Genomic DNA, 17139 nt, shown 5'->3' on the forward strand with positions numbered 1-17139 from the left:
TGATCAGCCAGGCCGTAAGATAGGTAAATGCACATATAAAGAAAAGCAGGTTATATCCGCCAACCAGGTTTCCGGCCGCTTTGTACTGATCAAGGATATATCCTACCAGCAGTGGGAACAGCATTCCGCCAACGGCTCCCGACATAGCTCCTATACCTGTCACCGAACTGACCGCCTGCTTTGGAAAAAGATCCACAACAAGTGTAAACATATTAGCGCTCCAGGCCTGGTGAACAGCGAGGGTGAAACTCAGAATAGCGACCACCATCCAGGCATTGGTGGCATATTGGGCCCCCAGAACACTCAACTCCATTACAGCAAAAATCAACAATGCGGCTTTCCTGGCTTTTAATACAGGCAGACCGCGCTTTACCAGCCAGGACGAAAAATATCCGCCGCCTACACTCCCCACTACGGTCATGATATAGATGATCACCAGCTCGGGACTTAATTTTTTCATATCCAGGTTAAATTGGAATGCAAAGTAAGAAGGGAGCCAGAACATAAAGAACCAATAAACCGGATCCAGGAGAATCTTACCGGTAATAAAAGCCCAGGTCTGAGGAAGGGTGAACAATTTCGGCCAGTTGATCTTTGCAACTTCCTCTTCTTCCTGCCGGTTGGTTTCCTGGCCTTCGTGGATCATATTATATTCCTCCGTGGTAAGTGATTTATGCCTGGCAGGTACATCATAAATGATCAGCCAGAACACCAGCCATATAAACCCAAGGAAACCGGTAATAATAAAAACCTCATGCCAGCCATAGGTGCTGAGTATCCAGGGCACCATCAGCAGGGCAATAATGGTACCCGCACTTGTTCCTGCATTGAACAGCCCTGCTGCGATAGCCCTGTCCTTACGGGGAAACCATTCCGCTATGGTTTTCATTCCGGCAGGAACGTTCCCGGCCTCGGTGAGACCGAGGCCGATACGCGCTAAACCAAACCCCAGCGCGCTCCGCGCAGCTGCGTGGAGCATGCCCATAATACTCCATGCCGACACCGACAAGACGTAGCCGATCTTGGTGCCTATCCGGTCGACCAGCCATCCCCAGGAAATCAGTCCGACTGCATAGGCGCCGGTAAAGGCCATCACCATATAAGCAAAGTCGGTTTCGCTCCAGTTAAATTCTACCTCCAGTATAGGCTTCAGCAAGCCCAGGACCTGCCTGTCGAGGTAATTTATCGTCGTGGCTGTAACCAGTAAGGTTAGAATGATCCAGCGGTAATTCTTTATTTTGCGTGCCATTATAATCCCAGTTTTTTACGTCCTTCATCTGTAAGCATATTCCACGACCATTCAGGATGCCAGGTTTGTTCCATGATAACCTTCTTCACCCCGGGCACTTCATATAGCGCTTCCGAAATATTCTTGGACACCGTTCCGTGAACTACGTTCGAGCCGTAATTAAAGTAGGTACCCAGCGGCCGGCCGCGGTGAGGCATAGCCATCGTGACCTTTACCACGCTGCCTCGCACGGCAACATCGTAAACCAGGCCCAGGTCTACAATATTAATATCAGATTTATAGAGCTGCGGATCTTTTACCAGCCGCAAGGCATCCCAGAGAGCCTTTTTAGAGATCCGGTTCTCAGCCGGCAGCTCACTTGCCCGTGCGAGCCTTCCCGAGCCTGTATTTGCTCCGCTTCCCGGCACGAAAGCCGATGCTGAAGCAGAAAGAGGATTTAGCAGTTCCTGCCGCAAGGCCTCAATCTTGGCTGCCCCCTCTGCAGCGCTGTAAGGTATCGTAATATATGCGTTCTTTTGGTGCAGTACAGCTCCTGCCGGCACCGGTTTATTTGCCGGTAAGGGATATCGGCTCCAGATCTGGCCATGCCACTTGTAATACAATGCAGGCGAGCCGTTATGGGCCAGCTCAGGAAGGCCGTCGCCGCGATGCTCGAGGAACAGCCCGATAAAAGAGTCCTGGGTGTCTTTATTAATAAAGCCGATTCCCCATAGCTTATCTTTCATATCAGCAGGTACATTTCCCTGGCGGATCTTTTCGTCAGGACCCATCCAGACCATGTCGGTAAAGGACTGACCGGTAATCACCCATTCGTCATCACGCAATGCTGCCGGTTCAAACTCCTTGATAGCCGTCATATGCCCGAACTTGTGGAAATATGGCAGTCCGGCGTAAAAGCGGTATTCAATATCCACGTTAAGCCGCGCCGGAGAGAACAAAGGGTGTACAGGAGAATAAGGGAAGCCCCAGCGCCGCACAATGGTACAGATCGGGCCTCTTACCACTTCGAAATCGGGGCATTCATCCCAAAGCGAGATCCGCATCTTCTGGAACCCGTCTTCAGATACATAGTCGTGCGCCCAGTCGATACCGGCCGGCTCGCCATGGCCCTGCCCCCCCGAATAGATCTCGAGCCCATGTTCCCGTTTCAGGATCATGCGGGCTAACTGTCCCGTCTGCTTCGAAAGGTAGGCTGTAAAATATTCATTCTCAATGTCGAGCCCATAACCCTCACCCCTGACCACCAGGTCGCTTTCATATTTGGGAGTTTCGGCCTCAGGGTTTCCATAGAACACCAGGTATTGACGCTTTTCATTTCCGTTATTATCTGCCAGGAACATCAGCCTGCAGATCTTCTGGTCGCCCCTTCGCAGCTCAGAGAACACCTGCGAAATGATCTCGGTGATCACCCCGTCCTTCATTTCTGCGACCCGGATCTCCCGTGCCAGAGAATTTGTCTGGGCATTCTGGAAGCTTAAAAGAACTTCTACCGGCTCTGCCTTGCGGCGGATACCTTTCTTCTCCTCCAGGTTTATCACCTTATAATAGTTCCAGCCTTTTGCCCAGTTCTTCCAGTCAGCCGGCAGCGACGATACCAGTCCGAACTGGCTCGCTGTAACAAGAGGTTTACCGGGATCTTCCTGTTCGGCCTGTGCCTGTATGCCCGAAATACGCAGCGAGTTGGCCAGCGCCCGCGCAACCCGGTAATCTTTCTTCTGCCAGGCCGCGTTCAGCAACTTCATCTTTTCATCAAAAGTATCCGACTGCCGTGAGCTGTCCGCTACCGGGTTAATGATATTGCCTACAAAATCGCTGACCGCAGCGCAGCTTTCAGCGCTCGACGCGAGCGGCAGCGCAAGGCCGGCGAAGCCAAGCAGGCCCATACCGAGGAACTTCCGCCTTTTCATGGCATCCGCGGCAACGGTATTCAAAGAATCCGGGCTTTTGACTGCCGGAAGTGGTTTATGTTTTTTCATTATTTTAATTTTTAATGGTAATGAAGCTTGATAGTGAGTTTACACCGTCACCCCAGTCCAAGCTTCTTCCTGCACTCTTCGCTCATCAAATTACTGCTCCATGCCGGAAACCAGGTCTGCTCTACCAGCACTTTTCGCACACCCGGAATTTCAGACAAAGCTCCGGTAATTGTCTTCGACACAGCACGGTGTACCACGCTCGAACCCCAGATAAAGAAGCTCGATAAGGGGCGGCCGCGGTGCGGCATGGTCATCAGTACATTCACCACACCGTCTTTAATGGAAAGGTTGTAGATATATCCCAGCTCAACCAGGTTCACATCAGAAATATACATCTGCTGGTCCTTGCAATTTCTCAGGGCATCCCACAAAACCGCTTTCGGGATCTCGCTGTCTCCGGCCTCGCCTGGGTTTGCCAAAGAGCCTTTTACAGCCTGTGAACCGGAGCCTGCCGGCAGGGAGCCTGCCAGGCTCTGCATTGGCTTAAGCAATTCTTTTCTCAATGCCTCTATTTTCGCAGGACCGTCTTTCTCGGTGAAGGCCACGGTAACATAGGCGTTCTTCTGGTGCAGCACTGCCCCTGCCGGGACCACCTGGTTCCGCTCAAGCGGGTAGCGCGACCAGGTAGTGCCATGCCAGTTGTAGTACAGCAGCGAGTGCCCGGAATCAAGGAACTTCGGGATCATCTCCGCTGAATGCTCCAGGTACATCCCTATAAAAGAGTCCTTAGAGTCTTTGTTATAGTAACCAAAACCCTTCACGTTGAACTTATTCGCTTCGTCGATCTCCCCAAAACGCAGCTTGTCGCTGCCATCGATCCACAGGCTTCCGGTAAACGGCTGGCCGGTGAAAACCCACTCATCATCCCGCAGGGCGGTAGCTACAAACTGCTTGACAGCCTTCATCTTACCAAATTTGTGAAAGAAAGGCAAGCCGGTATAAAAACGGTACTCGATGTCTATATTTAAACGCGAAGGGTTGTAAATGGGATGAAGCGCTGAATGCGGAAATCCCCAGCGCCGGACGATGGTACAGATCGGCCCGCGTGTGATCTCGTAATCAGGACATTCACCCCAATACTGGATCCTTACTTTCATAAAATTATCTTCTGCCACGTAATCATGCGCCCAGTCGATACACGGAGTCTCCCCGTGACCGGGACCGCCGGCATAGAGCTCAACACCATGCTCTCTTTTGATCAGCATCCGCTCCAGCTGACCGGTCTGCTTTGACAGATAGGCTATAAAATGCTGGTTCTCGATCTCCAGGTCATAGCCCTCACCCCTGACCTCCAGGTCTGTGCTGTAATCAGGAAGCTCCGCATCGGGGTTGCCGTAAAAGACCAGGTAGCTGCGTTTCTCAGAACCATTATTATCGGCCAGGAACATGACCTTACATAACATCTCCGAATTACGGCGCACCACACCGTGAACCTGCGAGGTTACTTCCCTCAGGGTACCGTTGCTGACCTCCGCCACGCGTATTTCGCGCGCCAGGGAATTCACCTGGTCGGCCCGGAAGCCCAGCAGCACCTCTACCGGCTCAGCCTTTCTGGCAATTCCGGCTTCTTCCTGTACGCCTACAACCTTGTAGTACTTCCATCCCTTCGCCCAGGTTCTCCAGGCGGCAGGAAGCGTTGCCACCGAACCGAACTGGCCGCCTGATAACAGGGGCTTGCCCGGATCCTCATATTCGTTCTGGGCCTGGATACCCGTGTTCCGGATGGAATCACTTAATGACCGGACCATGCGGTAGTCTTTTTCGGCCCAGGCCTTTTCAATCAGTTTTATCTTATCCTCGAAACTATCAGAATGTTTCCGGAACAGATCAGTCTCTGCCGCCAGGGCTTCTTTCACAAATATCTCGGCAGAGGTATCAGCAGCGCCTTTGGCACCCAGCGGTAAGCTAAGCCCGGCTATACCGAGCAGGCCCATGCCAAGGAACTTTCTCCGCTTGATAGGTTCTGCTACGGGCAGTACACTCTCGTTGGCAATAGTTTCAGACCCCGGCAAAGCTGGCGGGGTATTCTCAGGAAGGGACTCGGTATGCATCATCAGATCAGTGTGGTTTAGGTTAAATTCGTTCATTTCATAAGGTCTTGCTCAAATATCCTTTCAGTTGAGCTATACGGCTAATACTATTTTCTATTAAATCCCTAACTTCTTACGCCCTTCGGCAGATATCAGGTTGGAGCTCCATGCGGGATACCAGGTCTGCTCCACAAGTACCTTCCGCACGCCGGGCACTTCCATTAACGCGCCGTTAATTGTCTTCGACACGGTTCGGTGCACTACGCTGGAACCCCAGATAAAGAAGCTTGATAAGGGGCGGCCGCGGTGTGGCATGGTCATCAACACGCTGACAACACCATCCCTGACAGAGAGGTTGTAGATATAGCCCAACTCGACCAGGTTTACGTTTGAGATATACATCTGCTGGTCGATACAGCTCCTCAAAGCCTCCCAAAGAAGGGCTTTCGGTATCTCGCTGTCGCCGGCTTCGCCGGGATTGGCCAGTGAACCAGGACTTTCCTTTGCCGAAGCGTTTAAGGCCGTGGACGAACTCGCCATCGGACTTAACAGTTCCTTCCTGAGCGCTTCTATCTTTCCCGGTCCTTCCTTTTCGGTAAAGGCGATCGTGACATAAGCATTCTTTTGGCGCAGTATAGCTCCCTCCGGTATCGTATGGTTCTTAATGCCCTCGATGGTGGGATGGCGCACCCATACAGTTCCATGCCAGTTGTAATAGAACAGGGACGAACCTGCATCCAGCAGATCGGGAATAACTTCTGAAGAATGATCCAGGTAAAGGCCTACAAAGGAGTCCTTCGAATCCTTATTGTAATATCCAAAGCCCTTCACGCTGTTCTTGTTGGCAGCATCCACCTCACCAAACTTTACTTTTTCATCGGCACCGATCCACAGGCTGCCGGTGAACGGCTGGCCTGTAAAGACCCATTCGTCATCTCTCATCGTCTGGATAACGAACGACTTAACAGCCTTCATTTTGCTGGATTTATAAAAATACGGCAAGCCCGAATAAAAGCGGTATTCTACGTTAATATTTAAGCGTGAAGGATTATACACAGGATGAAGTGCCGAGTGCGGAAATCCCCACCGCCTGACGATCGTGCAGATCGGCCCGCGGGTGATCTCATAATCAGGGCATTCGCCCCAATACTGGATCCTGACCTTCATGAAAAAATCTTCTGCCACGTAGTCGTGCGACCAGTCAATGCACGGAGTCTCAGCATGAGCAGGTCCGCCGGCATAAAGCTCCACACCATGCTCCCTTTTCAGCAGCATGCGCTCCAGCTGCCCGGTCTGTTTAGACAGGTAGGCAATAAAATGCTGGTTCTCGATCTCCAGGTCGTAGCCCTCTCCCCGTACTTCCAGGTCGGTATCATAATCAGGCAGCTCCGCGTCAGCGTTGCCGTAAAAAACAAGGTATTGACGCTTCTCCCTGCCTTTATTATCGGCCAGGAACATCACCCTGCATAACATCTCCGAGTTCCGGCGCACCACGCCGAAAACCTGTGAAGTGACTTCGCGGAGTGTGCCTTCATTTACCTCTGCCACGCGGATCTCCCGCGCCAGCGAGTTCACCTGGTCGTCGCGGAAGCCCAGCAGCACTTCTACCGGCTCGGCCTTTCTTGCTATGCCTGCCTCTTCTTCAATACTTACAACTTTATAATATTTCCATCCTTTGGCCCAGGTCCTCCAGGCGGCAGGAAGCGTAGCAACCGATCCAAACTCGCTGGCATTTAAGAGTGGTTTGCCCGGGTCTTCATATTCGTTCTGAGCCTGGATCCCGGTGTTCCGGATGGAATCACTTAAAGATCGCACCAGCCGGTAATCCTTTTCATCCCAGGCTTTCTGTATGAGTTTTATTTTATCTTCAAAACTGTCAGAATGCTTCCTGAACAGCTCCGTTTCTGAAGCCATTATACCTTTCACAAATTCTTCAGCACGATTGCCGGCGGCAGCCCTGGCAGCCAGGGGCATACTCAGGCCGGCAATGCCCAGCAAGCCCATGCCAAGGAACTTCCGTCGTTTCAGGTTTGTTTTGATAATATCATTTCTTCCAGCCGCAAGATCGTAATCAGTCACGGCAGGGAAAGTTTCGTTAGGTTCTATCATCCGGTAAAAAATAGGGATCCTTTGGTTAAAGAGGGCATACCTGCTTTCGCAGGCATGCCCGGGGTATTATGATGAAAGCATTGAGTTAAGCCCTTAAGATAGCTTAGTTTGATTTCGACTTATCCCACCACAGGCGGGTTGCAACATTATCAGGTCCACCGCCCAGTAAAGGAACTGCTGCTTTTACAGCAACACCATTGGCAATGATCTCCCTGTCGAGGAACGAGATCCGGCGGATCATCTTATCAGCTGCGATGTCCGGATTCTGTGAGCTCATCAGCGGGTACATCTTCGGATAACCCGACCTCCTCATATTGGCCCAGGCCTCATGCGATTCGGGGAACAGAGCGATCCATTTCTGGGTGCCTATCTGCTCACGCTGTTTTTCAGGCACAGTTGAGAATTTTACCGGGATATCCGTCAGCGGCGGAGTAGGAAATGCATTCGGAGGGGCAATTGGCAGGCTCGTACCATTAATATAAGCCGCTATCGCCCCCGCATCAGTTACCCCATTCTCACGCATCGAGATCTCAATTCCTTTTTCATACATGGCCTGTGCTGTTCCGCCCATATTCCAGCCGTTCAGCGCACCCTCTGCCCTTAAGAAATAGGCTTCTGAAGCATAGAATACAGCCTGCGGAGTGGTGGTCATACTGGCCGCTGCGTATTTAAGCGACACCGCGGAGTTGTTGTTTATGCCGTTCTGAGGCATATTTTGCTGGGCTACGGTCATCCCGTTTCGCACGCCATGGAATTTACCATCACCCAGTGCAGGGCTCCACATCATCGGCAGGCGAGGGTCATTATATCCAACCAGCAAGCTTTCCATACTGGTGCTCATCCGCGATCCGTTCCGGGCCATGAAGTTGGCCAGGCCGTGATTAAAATCTGCCGAGGTCTTAAAGTAAGCCCCATCGGCAACCTCGGTCATAACCCCGTTGGCAAAAGCCTTTTCAGCCTCAGCTTTAGCCTTTGCAGGCTCCACATCCGAAATGCGGAGCGCCAGGCGCAGACGAAGCGTGTTGGCAAACTTCAGCCATTTCTCATTTGACCCGTTATAGATCAGGTCCTTGCTCTCAAATGAGGGCCTGGTTAAATTAGCCTTCAGGTCGGTAGTTGCTTCTTCCAGCTCCTTAAAGAAATCAAAGTAGATACTCTTCTGATCGTCATAGTTTACAACGGTAGTATCCTTACCGATCTTGGAATAAGGGATCGGCCCCCAATAGTCGGTTGCCCGCATAAAAGCATACACTTTCCAGATCCTGGCGATGGCGTTCATAGTTGGCTCCTTGCCTCCCTTAGTTGCCTCGATAATATTCACCAGCTTAGGCATGGTACCTGTGTAAGTTTGCGGCCAGATATCCTGCCATCTCTGAACAATAACATACCGGTGTGATTCCTGGGCAGGATTAGTGCTCGCAAAATGCTGGGAATATACCCCCGCAAACAGCAACATCGTTGTCTCGTTATAACCGGCGCCCAGTCCTGTAACTAAGGCACCCGGAAACAAACTTCTCAGATCCGGCGCTGCCAGTTCCTTCAGCCCTGCCGGGTTTGTATTTATCTCCTCGAAGTTCTTGGTACAGGCAGTCAGTATTACAATGGGCGCTAAAAATAGCATCACCCTGGTGGCCCATTTTCTATATAATGATTTTTGAGATTTCATCGTATTCTGTTTAATATTAATACTTATTTCAATAGCCGGTTAAAAGGTTGCGTTCAGGCTAAGGCCAATGTTGCGGGTAGTTGGCAATGATGAATACTCCAACCCACCCCTGTTAGCAACGCCGGTAGCGATTTCAGGATCGTAAGGAGCATCCCTGTAGAAGAAAAAGAGGTTTCTTCCTACAAGCGATAATCTCGCTGTCTGTACGAAGCCTGATTTCCGCACCAGCTCATTCGGCAATTTATAGCCTAATACAACTTCTCTCATCCTCAGGTTAGTTGCAGAGAAAGCGTAGAAATCCTTTACCGGGGTACGGTTACCCAGCGACTGCCAGTAGGTTTCTGCTGTGATCGACTTGGTGTTTTGCACGCCTGCCTCTGTGACCGCGTCCAATACTATCCCGTTTTCCCGTCCGTACAGTGAAGTCTTCGAGTTGCCGCTGGCATCCATTGCAGCCAGGGTACCGCCAATTACAGTTCCTCCGTTCTTGTAATCCACAAGGAAACTAAGCGAAAGGTTCTTAAAGTTGAGGGAGTTGTTCATACCCAGCATATAGTTAGGGTTATAATTCCCGGCATAGGCTGTTTTAGGCGTAACTACAGGAACACCATTTGCGTTCACTATCCTTCTGCCCTGAGCATCCTTTTTCCATTCTGCCATGTACATGGTGCCATAGCTCTTGCCTTCTTCCACGGTCTCAAGCACCTGGCGGTCATCCCCAAGGACAGCTGTTTTAAGCCTGTCGGAAAGCCTGACAACCTTATTCACATTCTTCGAGAAGTTAAACATCACGTCCCATGAAAATGCGCTGGATCTGACCGGTGTTCCGTTCAGCATAAACTCGACCCCGCTATTGCGGATCAGGCCGGCATTGATATACTGGGCATTAAACAAGGTCGCGTTCGGAACCGCCAGTGAGATCAGCTGGTTCTTTGTCTCGCTCCTGTAGTAGGTAATGTCCAAACCAAGACGGTTGGTAAAGAAGCGCCAGTCGAGACCAGCCTCGAACGACTGGGTAAGTTCTGGCTTGTAGTTGCCCAGCGAGCGGGTACCCGGTGTATTTATGGTACCGCCTGCGCCAACCGAGAAGTAGTTGTCGGTCAGGTATTGCTGTCCGCCATAACCGGCATTTGCCAGCGTAACCCTTGCCTTACCGTAAGAAACCCAGCTTGGCAGATCGACCATATCGCTGACAATGGCTGTTAAACCCACAGAAGGATAGAAATAAGACTGGTTTTCTTTTGGAAGTGCTGACGACCAGTCGTTACGGGCTGTCAGATCCAGGTATAAGTAATCTTTATACGACAAGGTTGTAGTAGCGTACAAGGACTGTACCTGCGGCGTACGGCCATAAGAATTGTTCGTCCGCGGGTTCTTGGCATTAGACATAAAGAAAAAGTCCAGCTTGTTCAGTCCGTTGGCTACTGTTGCAACAGACTCATATTTAGTCTCTTGTATAGAACCACCCAGATATCCCGTCAGGTTAAAGGTTTTGCTGATATCCTGCCTGAAAGATAACAAGGCATCCAGGTTGGTCGCGCGCCTGTTCCCGTCATAGAGGTTAAAAAGGTTTCCATTTCCTGAAAGTTCATAAGAATCGGCATACATTTTTTCATTTGTATTCTCATCCGTTCTGTCCAGACTACCCCTCACCTGGAGATCCAGCCAGTTTGTGAACTTGTATTTTGCAGAGATCAAACCTATCAGGCGTCGTTTCTGTTCGAAAAAAAGCTGCCTGTTCATTTTCCAGTATGGATTCGATAAATAAATTGAGCCCGGAACCCAATAGCTTTGCCTGAGGTTACCCAAAACATCGGTGTATTCGTACTTCTGCATCTCGCTTAATGGAATAGACGCCGGGGCATGGTATATACTACCTGTAGCGTCGTTTCTCTCGCCCGTGAACGGCTTATTGTCAACATCCTCCATGATATAGGTCAGCTTCGAGAAGAATGACAGCTTATCCGAGATCGTATTGTCGATCTTGAAATCAAAATTATGCCTGTCGTATTCATGATTCCTGAGAATACCTTTTGCATTGCTATTTCCATAGGAGAAGTAAGTCTGCATTTTTTCACTGCCGCCGCTGATGCCAATGGTATTAGATAAGCTTGACCCATCGCGGTAGAAATCCTTGATCCGGTCAGGCTGGCCCTGCATGGCCATTTGCGTACCGTTCCATAAGGTAATTGTCTGGCCGGTGATCTTCGGGCCCCAGCTGCTTTCGTTATTCGCATTGTATACACCTCCTGCACCCTGACCATATTCGGCCTGCACATCAGGTAAGATAAACGGACGGTCAATAGTGGTACTGCCGGTATAATCAACAGTAACCTTTCCTGTTTTTCCTCTTTTGGTTGTGATCACGATCGCACCATTCTGTCCCTGGCTACCATATAAAGCAGCTGCGGAAGCCCCTTTCAGGATGGTCATCGATTCGATGTCGTCACTGTTTATCATCCCAATACCGTCACCGCCGTCGCGGCTGCCGCTTGTCTGGCCAGTACCCTGCTCACGGCTGGTATTATCCATCGGTACCCCGTCTATCACATATAATGGCTGGTTATTGCCAAAGATCGAGCGGCTGCCGCGAAGCAGAACCTTGGTTGAGCTTCCCGGGCCGGTCGCATTTTTGGTGATGGTTACACCGGCAACCTTACCTGCCAGTGCATTGATCATGTTTGTTTCCTTGGCCTGGCTAAGATCTGCCGCATCAAGTGTCTGAGCAGCGTAGGTCAGTGATTTCGACGACCGTTCAATACCAAGCGCCGTGACCACCACTTCAGTCAGCGCGGTATTGGCAATATCGAGGGTTACATCGAGACTGGTGCGGTTGCTCACCGCAACTTCTTTTGTGATGTAGCCGATATAAGTAAAGATCAGCGTACTGTTATTATCCGGCACTGTAAGTGTATAAGCGCCGTTGGCATCTGTAGATGTGCCGGCATTCGAGCCCTTAACACGCACGCTAACGCCCGGGAGCGTCACTCCATCCACGTCCTTCACCACTCCCTTTACCACTACCGGAGGAGCCTCCGGGGCGGTAAAAAGGTCGCGCGCGGGCTCGATGTTAAACACTGGCGGGCGCCGCTTCACGATCACCATATTGTTTTTGATGGTATAGGTAAGAGGCTGCCCTGTAAAGCAGATAGCCAGCACCCTTTCAAGGCTTGAATTCTTCAATTCAATATCTACCGGCTTTGCTTCTTTAAGCATCTCCGTATCGTAAATAAATTCGTACTGGCTCTGATTGCTGATCGACCAAAACACCTGCTCGAGCGAAGTGTTTTTCTTTGACAGCGTAATCTTTTGCGCATACCCCACGGCATTGGCCTGAAGTATTGTAGCGACTATTAAAACAAGAGTGAGTTTCATAATCAGCAGTATTTTGGCTTTAGCGGAATACCCGCGGCATTCCCCAACAGAAGAAATTTTCATACATTTGAATAGTTTAAGTTTATAAGTTTTGTGATATCGCATATTATAGACGAGTAAGCTTAGACATGTCGCGTTCGACAGAAAGCCGGTGCGTTGGTAGCGCTCCGGTTTTTTTAAGCTCCCCTATAGGTATAGTTCAGGGCATAGCTATAATCCTCCTTTCATTTTCATGGCTTCCGCCGTTTATAATTTTGAACTTTATAGAACCGGTAGATTCAAGTACCTCCAGCACTTCTGAAATATTACGTGAGCGGGATATCCTTCCGCCAAAGTTTTTACGGGAAATATCTCCCTGAATTTCTATATCGACGTCATACCAGCGTGAGATCTGGCGCATGATGCTTTGTGCATCCTCGCTTTTGAAAATAAAGAAGCCGTTCTTCCAGGCTATAACCTCCTCGGTATCTACAGTGACCACATCAATACCGCCGTTCCCGTTCCTGGCCTGCTGCCCCGGCGTAAGGAGCTTGCTGCCCTTGCTGCTAAAGACTTTTACTGAACCCTCCAGCAGCGTGGTATTGATCGTGCTTTCGCCCGGATAGCTCATTACGTTAAAGTGGGTACCCAATACTTCTATCGTCTGACCTTCATTCTTCACCCTGAAAGGCATGGCCGGATTCCGGGCAACCTCGAAATAAACTTCCCCGGTAATTTCCACTTTCCGCTCTTTGCCGCTGAAGTGAACAGGATATTTTAAAGAGGAAGCTGAGTTAAGCCAAACCCGGCTGCCGTCGGGCAGGTTCACCTGGTATTGTCCCCCGTAAGGAGTTTCTATCGTATTATAAGAAAGGTCTTCCGATGCCGGGCCCGAATCTGATATGGTATATACCAGCTGGCCATCGGCTGTTTTTGTGACCCTGATGCCCGACTGGTTGGCGAGTTCGCCATTCCTGGCCTCGTTCAGGTCGATCCTGCGCCCATCGGCCAGGGTCAGCGTAGCCCTGTTCCCTCCCGGCAGGATATCATTTTCCTGCACCCCGGCAAGCGGCTGCGGCTCCGCGGCAAGGTTGGTCCGGTAGAGGTATATGCCCAGTGACGCCACCAGGATAATGGCTGCGGCTGATGCCACGCGCTGCCAGAGCCGGGAAACGGGTTTCCCGAATAAGGTATAGCTGTGTTTACGGAAAGCCTTTTGAGCCTCGCGGAGCTCGGCCTCCGTAAGCCCTGAGTCTTCATCCTCGGCAAGGTGATGAAACCAGGTTTGAAGAAGCAATTTCTCCTCCGGGGTGCATTTCCCGGACTTATACTTTTCAAATAGCTCTTTTGCTTCTTTCATGTGTTCTTTTGCCTCTTTATATACTAAAACGGCGAGCTCAGATGCGATGGGTACTGCGAACAGCAGAAAAAGGAGTAAGAAGTGAATATTGGTAAGGGAGTATCAGGAATCCGGAAGAAAGTATCAGGTGGGGATGTGGGATGTGGGATGTGAGATGTGAGATATGGGATATGAGCTGGGTGGAGGAGCTGTGTGAGGAAGCCGGAAATCGGTTCTCAGACTTCATACCTCAGCCCAGATATAGCATTATGAGGGTCCATAAGCCCGTCCCGACCCGCATCTTCAATATCCGAAGAGCTTTCTTGATCTGCGTGGACGCGGTTTGTTCCGAGATTTCCATGCGGGCTGCAACGTCTTTATGGCTGAGCCTGAGCTCGCGGCTGAGGCGGAAGGCTTCTCTCATGCGCGGCGGCAGGGCCTCGATCTCCTTTTCGATCAGGCGCTTTAAGTCGTGCTCACGCACCAGGAAGTCGGCCGAATCTACCGACGTATCGATCAGGTGCTGCACCGCGCTCAGGTATTTGGCTTCCACTTTACGATGGGAAAAGATGTCCAGCGCCTTGTTGCGCACAGCCGTAAAGAGATAGGCAGTGAGCGAAAGATCGTCTGCCAGCTGGAAGCGCTTGTTCCATAAAACGCTCAGAACCTCCTGCACAACGTCCTGCGCTTCCTGCTTATCACGGAGTTTCTTATGGGCGTAGATGTAAAGCAGGGAATGATAACGCTCGTAAATTTCAGTAAAAGCCTTCTCCTCCCCTTCTTTTAAGAGGACAGCCAATTCGTGATCGCTTAAACATTTATATCCCGGCATTGTTTGAGATGCGCTTGAACGAATGTAATTATTTTTATGGAGAATTAATATAGGGGGGTGAGGTATGAGGTATCAGGTGTGAGGTATGAGGTATGGGCCGATAAATAAACTCATAGCTCGTTATACCAACGAACTCAGTGCTTCAACAGGACTCATTACGGGCAGAGCACTTTTCTTAAAATCTTTCGTATTGCGGGTAACAATAAAATCAACCCCGGGGATCGCAAGGGCACAATAATACTGTACAGCATCTTCGTAGTCCTTAAAATCTGACCCTAAAGACTGCCGGATAACAGCCCCGGTCACATCGGTTATCTGCGTAATATCTGCAAGTCCTTCCAGTAACTTAATGACCACGGTCCCGGGTGCTGATTGACGCAAGACATAGTAGATATTATTGTAGGAAACTGCTGAGATGTAAATCTTGACCTTGCCCTCTACCGCGAAATTAAAAAGCCTGGCAGCATCTGTAGCAAAAGGTTCCCTGCCAGCCAGGAAGTCGATCACTACATTCGTATCCATGAAAATATGCCTCATATTTATTTCCTGTATTTTTCTGTCAGGGCCTTACCTAGCTGCTTCTTATAATCAAAATCATCGGGCAAACGTATTTTACCCATTAAGCTGCTAACCTTAGGAGATAAGCTGGGCGGGCTTTCATCCTGTGCACTGATCGACTTCAAATAATTTTCTACTATCTGCGACAGACTTTTCCCTTTCTGCCGGGCGTATTTCTTGGCTGAATTTATAACAGTATCGTCAATCGTTAACGTGAGTTTGGTTGTCATAATAACACGTGTAATTATATATACAAAGATACGTATCATATATTTCAATTCAAACTTTAACATCTTCCTACGGTCATAGACAATCTGATCAGGATGATCATGTGCTTCATCATCAAGCTCTATAATTAGTTTCCCGGAAGACAATAAAAAACAACGATGTATGATGCAAAATCTGGTATTCTATCTAAGAAAGCCTGACATAATGAGCGAGAGGTATATTTTAATTATTAAAGGTTTGACACCGCCGTTCACGGGAGTTCTGAAGAGGTATCAGGTATCAGGTATCAGGTATGAGCTGGGCGGAGAGACCTAATTATCCTAATTATCAGCCTTGCGGGGGAACCTAAAATTCACTAGTATGCGGCCTGCTGTATAACCGTGATGCTAAACCACAATATGCTAATACTGAGAACCCTTGCTCCCCTAGTCCTTTTCATTTTATTCACTTCCTGCGATATGCGGGGCGGCGGAACCGCTGTGGAGGCCATAAGGACGACAGCTCCGGGTCCGGGTGAGGGCTATCTGCAGGTTACGCGGGTGGTAGATGGCGATACCTTCTGGGTGGATAACGGGACAGAGAAGGGGCTGAAGGTGCGCCTGCTGGGGATTGACGCGCCCGAATCGCGGAAATCCTTTAACAAGGATGTTCAGCATTTCGGCAAGGAGTCGGCAGCGTACCTGACCAGGCTGATCGCCGGAAAAAAGGTAAAGCTGATGGCGGATGTTTCGCCGCGCGACCGCTACGGGCGGACCTTGTCGTACGCCTACCTGGAAGACGGCACCTTTGTGAATGCACTCCTGATCAGGAATGGTTATGCCCAGGTGCTGACCATTGCCCCGAATGTAAGGTTTGCGGCGGAGTTCGTGAGGCTGCAGCGCAGGGCCAGGGAAAAAGGACTGGGCTTGTGGGCCAGGGATTTCGCTGCTGCGGAGAAAGGCTAAAAATCGTCATTGAAGCCGGATCCGGCAGTTAAACGGTAGGGATCATTGAGGGAACGGTAATTAATGTATTTTAAAATATTAATTTCATTAATTAGCTTTAAATAGCTGCCGGTGCGATCGTGGATTGTCGCGAGCCCCGGCACCTGTCTTACTCATCACCTATGAAAGACAAAAACCAAGTATACGGCCCCTTGCCCGAGTGCGAGGATTACTGGGAGTCACTGCCGGAAGAATTTTACTGGGCATCTGAATGCCCTCCGTATATTACTGACGAACTGGTCAGCTGGCGGAAAAAGGTCGGTGCCAGCCCGGAAAAGATCGCCCGCTTAGCAGGTTTTGAGCCGGCCGATTATCTCCTTATTGAAAGCGGAGAAAGAAAAATCAACCAGGCGGAAGCAGCCAGAATTGACGAAGCGATTCTCGACTATCGAAGATTCCATATCTCCCCTTATTATAATCTGCGTTTAAAAATATTCTTTTGGCTGGAGCACCGTAAAGTGGGCTGGCGGCGATTCCGGCACCACGCACTGGAAATCATTCTGACCATTCTAATATTGTCCATCCCGGTTGTTTTCATACTGGTACGTACGTTTATTTTCCCGGGTCCTGAATATGCGCCGGTATTTTTGCTGGGAAGACTACTGGACTGGGGATCATCATTCGCTCTTCCTGCGGGAATCGGGCTGTGTATTGTGATCTGGGTAGCGCGGGGGGGTCGGGGCTCTGATAAGTAAGGGTGCCGGATGAAAAACATGTAATGTGAGCCGGAACCTGCGGCAGCCAAGCTTTCGCTGGAATCGACCGATAGCTGCTATTCTTTGCTGACGCATCCTTAAATCCTCTTTTTAAACCAA

13 protein-coding genes are annotated in these 17139 nt (G+C 50.1%); 3 read left to right on the plus strand and 10 right to left on the minus strand.

Annotated elements, in window-relative coordinates; translation table 11 throughout:
• The 10 genes from P2W76_RS03965 to P2W76_RS04010 all read right to left on the minus strand — a co-directional run.
• Window positions 1-1249 (minus strand): MFS transporter (locus P2W76_RS03965; protein ID WP_276346227.1); only part of this gene is annotated, 1249 nt, incomplete at its 3' end.
• Entirely contained in the window at window positions 1249-3225 is a 1977-nt protein-coding gene (locus P2W76_RS03970) for a metal-sulfur cluster assembly factor (RefSeq protein WP_276346228.1), read from the minus strand. The genes P2W76_RS03970 and P2W76_RS03965, both read right to left, overlap by 1 nt.
• Before the next feature lie 47 nt (window positions 3226-3272).
• A complete protein-coding gene (locus P2W76_RS03975) occupies window positions 3273-5312 on the minus strand; it encodes a hypothetical protein (RefSeq protein WP_276346229.1) in 2040 nt (679 codons plus the stop codon).
• 60 nt (window positions 5313-5372) lie between these two features.
• Complete coding sequence (locus P2W76_RS03980; RefSeq protein ID WP_276346230.1) at window positions 5373-7364, minus strand: hypothetical protein; 1992 nt, start codon at window positions 7362-7364, stop codon at window positions 5373-5375.
• A gap of 103 nt (window positions 7365-7467) precedes the next feature.
• A complete protein-coding gene (locus P2W76_RS03985) occupies window positions 7468-9030 on the minus strand; it encodes a SusD/RagB family nutrient-binding outer membrane lipoprotein (protein ID WP_276346231.1) in 1563 nt (520 codons plus the stop codon).
• 39 nt (window positions 9031-9069) lie between these two features.
• Entirely contained in the window at window positions 9070-12405 is a 3336-nt protein-coding gene (locus tag P2W76_RS03990) for a SusC/RagA family TonB-linked outer membrane protein (protein ID WP_276346232.1), read from the minus strand.
• A 199-nt stretch (window positions 12406-12604) separates the two neighbouring features.
• Window positions 12605-13744, minus strand: coding sequence for a FecR domain-containing protein (locus P2W76_RS03995; protein ID WP_276346233.1), 1140 nt, complete (start codon window positions 13742-13744; stop codon window positions 12605-12607).
• A gap of 229 nt (window positions 13745-13973) precedes the next feature.
• Window positions 13974-14555, minus strand: a complete 582-nt coding sequence (locus tag P2W76_RS04000; RefSeq protein WP_276346234.1) for an RNA polymerase sigma-70 factor — start codon at window positions 14553-14555, stop codon at window positions 13974-13976.
• Between the two features lie 120 nt (window positions 14556-14675).
• Complete coding sequence (locus tag P2W76_RS04005) at window positions 14676-15092, minus strand: PIN domain-containing protein (protein ID WP_276346235.1); 417 nt, start codon at window positions 15090-15092, stop codon at window positions 14676-14678.
• A 2-nt stretch (window positions 15093-15094) separates the two neighbouring features.
• The gene (locus tag P2W76_RS04010; protein ID WP_276346236.1) at window positions 15095-15343 is read right to left on the minus strand and encodes a DUF6364 family protein; all 249 of its coding nucleotides are present in this window, start codon (window positions 15341-15343) and stop codon (window positions 15095-15097) included.
• 160 nt (window positions 15344-15503) lie between these two features.
• On the opposite strand from P2W76_RS04010, the gene P2W76_RS04015 reads away from it, so the two are divergent.
• The 3 genes from P2W76_RS04015 to P2W76_RS04025 all read left to right on the plus strand — a co-directional run bounded on the left by P2W76_RS04015 (window position 15504) and on the right by P2W76_RS04025 (window position 17019).
• On the plus strand, window positions 15504-15656 hold the full coding sequence (locus P2W76_RS04015) for a hypothetical protein (RefSeq protein ID WP_276346237.1): 153 nt from the start codon (window positions 15504-15506) through the stop codon (window positions 15654-15656).
• 83 nt (window positions 15657-15739) lie between these two features.
• Window positions 15740-16285, plus strand: coding sequence for a thermonuclease family protein (locus tag P2W76_RS04020; RefSeq protein ID WP_276346238.1), 546 nt, complete (start codon window positions 15740-15742; stop codon window positions 16283-16285).
• 161 nt (window positions 16286-16446) lie between these two features.
• On the plus strand, window positions 16447-17019 hold the full coding sequence (locus P2W76_RS04025) for a hypothetical protein (RefSeq protein WP_276346239.1): 573 nt from the start codon (window positions 16447-16449) through the stop codon (window positions 17017-17019).
• The last annotated feature ends 120 nt before the right edge of the window (window positions 17020-17139 follow it).

The sequence above is a fragment of the Daejeonella sp. JGW-45 genome (assembly GCF_029360805.1).
GTDB lineage: Bacteria > Bacteroidota > Bacteroidia > Sphingobacteriales > Sphingobacteriaceae > Daejeonella.

Excerpts from the sequence above, each read along its gene's own strand:
- P2W76_RS03970 (WP_276346228.1), bottom strand. The coding sequence starts at position 3,225 with ATGAAAAAACATAAACCACTTCCGGCAGTCAAAAGCCCGGATTCTTTG.
- P2W76_RS03975 (WP_276346229.1), bottom strand. The coding sequence starts at position 5,312 with ATGAACGAATTTAACCTAAACCACACTGATCTGATGATGCATACCGAG.
- P2W76_RS03980 (WP_276346230.1), bottom strand. The coding sequence starts at position 7,364 with ATGATAGAACCTAACGAAACTTTCCCTGCCGTGACTGATTACGATCTT.
- P2W76_RS03985 (WP_276346231.1), bottom strand. The coding sequence starts at position 9,030 with ATGAAATCTCAAAAATCATTATATAGAAAATGGGCCACCAGGGTGATG.
- P2W76_RS03990 (WP_276346232.1), bottom strand. The coding sequence starts at position 12,405 with ATGAAACTCACTCTTGTTTTAATAGTCGCTACAATACTTCAGGCCAAT.
- P2W76_RS03995 (WP_276346233.1), bottom strand. The coding sequence starts at position 13,744 with ATGAAAGAAGCAAAAGAGCTATTTGAAAAGTATAAGTCCGGGAAATGC.
- P2W76_RS04000 (WP_276346234.1), bottom strand. The coding sequence starts at position 14,555 with ATGCCGGGATATAAATGTTTAAGCGATCACGAATTGGCTGTCCTCTTA.
- P2W76_RS04005 (WP_276346235.1), bottom strand. The coding sequence starts at position 15,092 with ATGAGGCATATTTTCATGGATACGAATGTAGTGATCGACTTCCTGGCT.
- P2W76_RS04010 (WP_276346236.1), bottom strand. The coding sequence starts at position 15,343 with ATGACAACCAAACTCACGTTAACGATTGACGATACTGTTATAAATTCA.
- P2W76_RS04015 (WP_276346237.1), top strand. The coding sequence starts at position 15,504 with ATGATGCAAAATCTGGTATTCTATCTAAGAAAGCCTGACATAATGAGC.
- P2W76_RS04020 (WP_276346238.1), top strand. The coding sequence starts at position 15,740 with ATGCTAATACTGAGAACCCTTGCTCCCCTAGTCCTTTTCATTTTATTC.
- P2W76_RS04025 (WP_276346239.1), top strand. The coding sequence starts at position 16,447 with ATGAAAGACAAAAACCAAGTATACGGCCCCTTGCCCGAGTGCGAGGAT.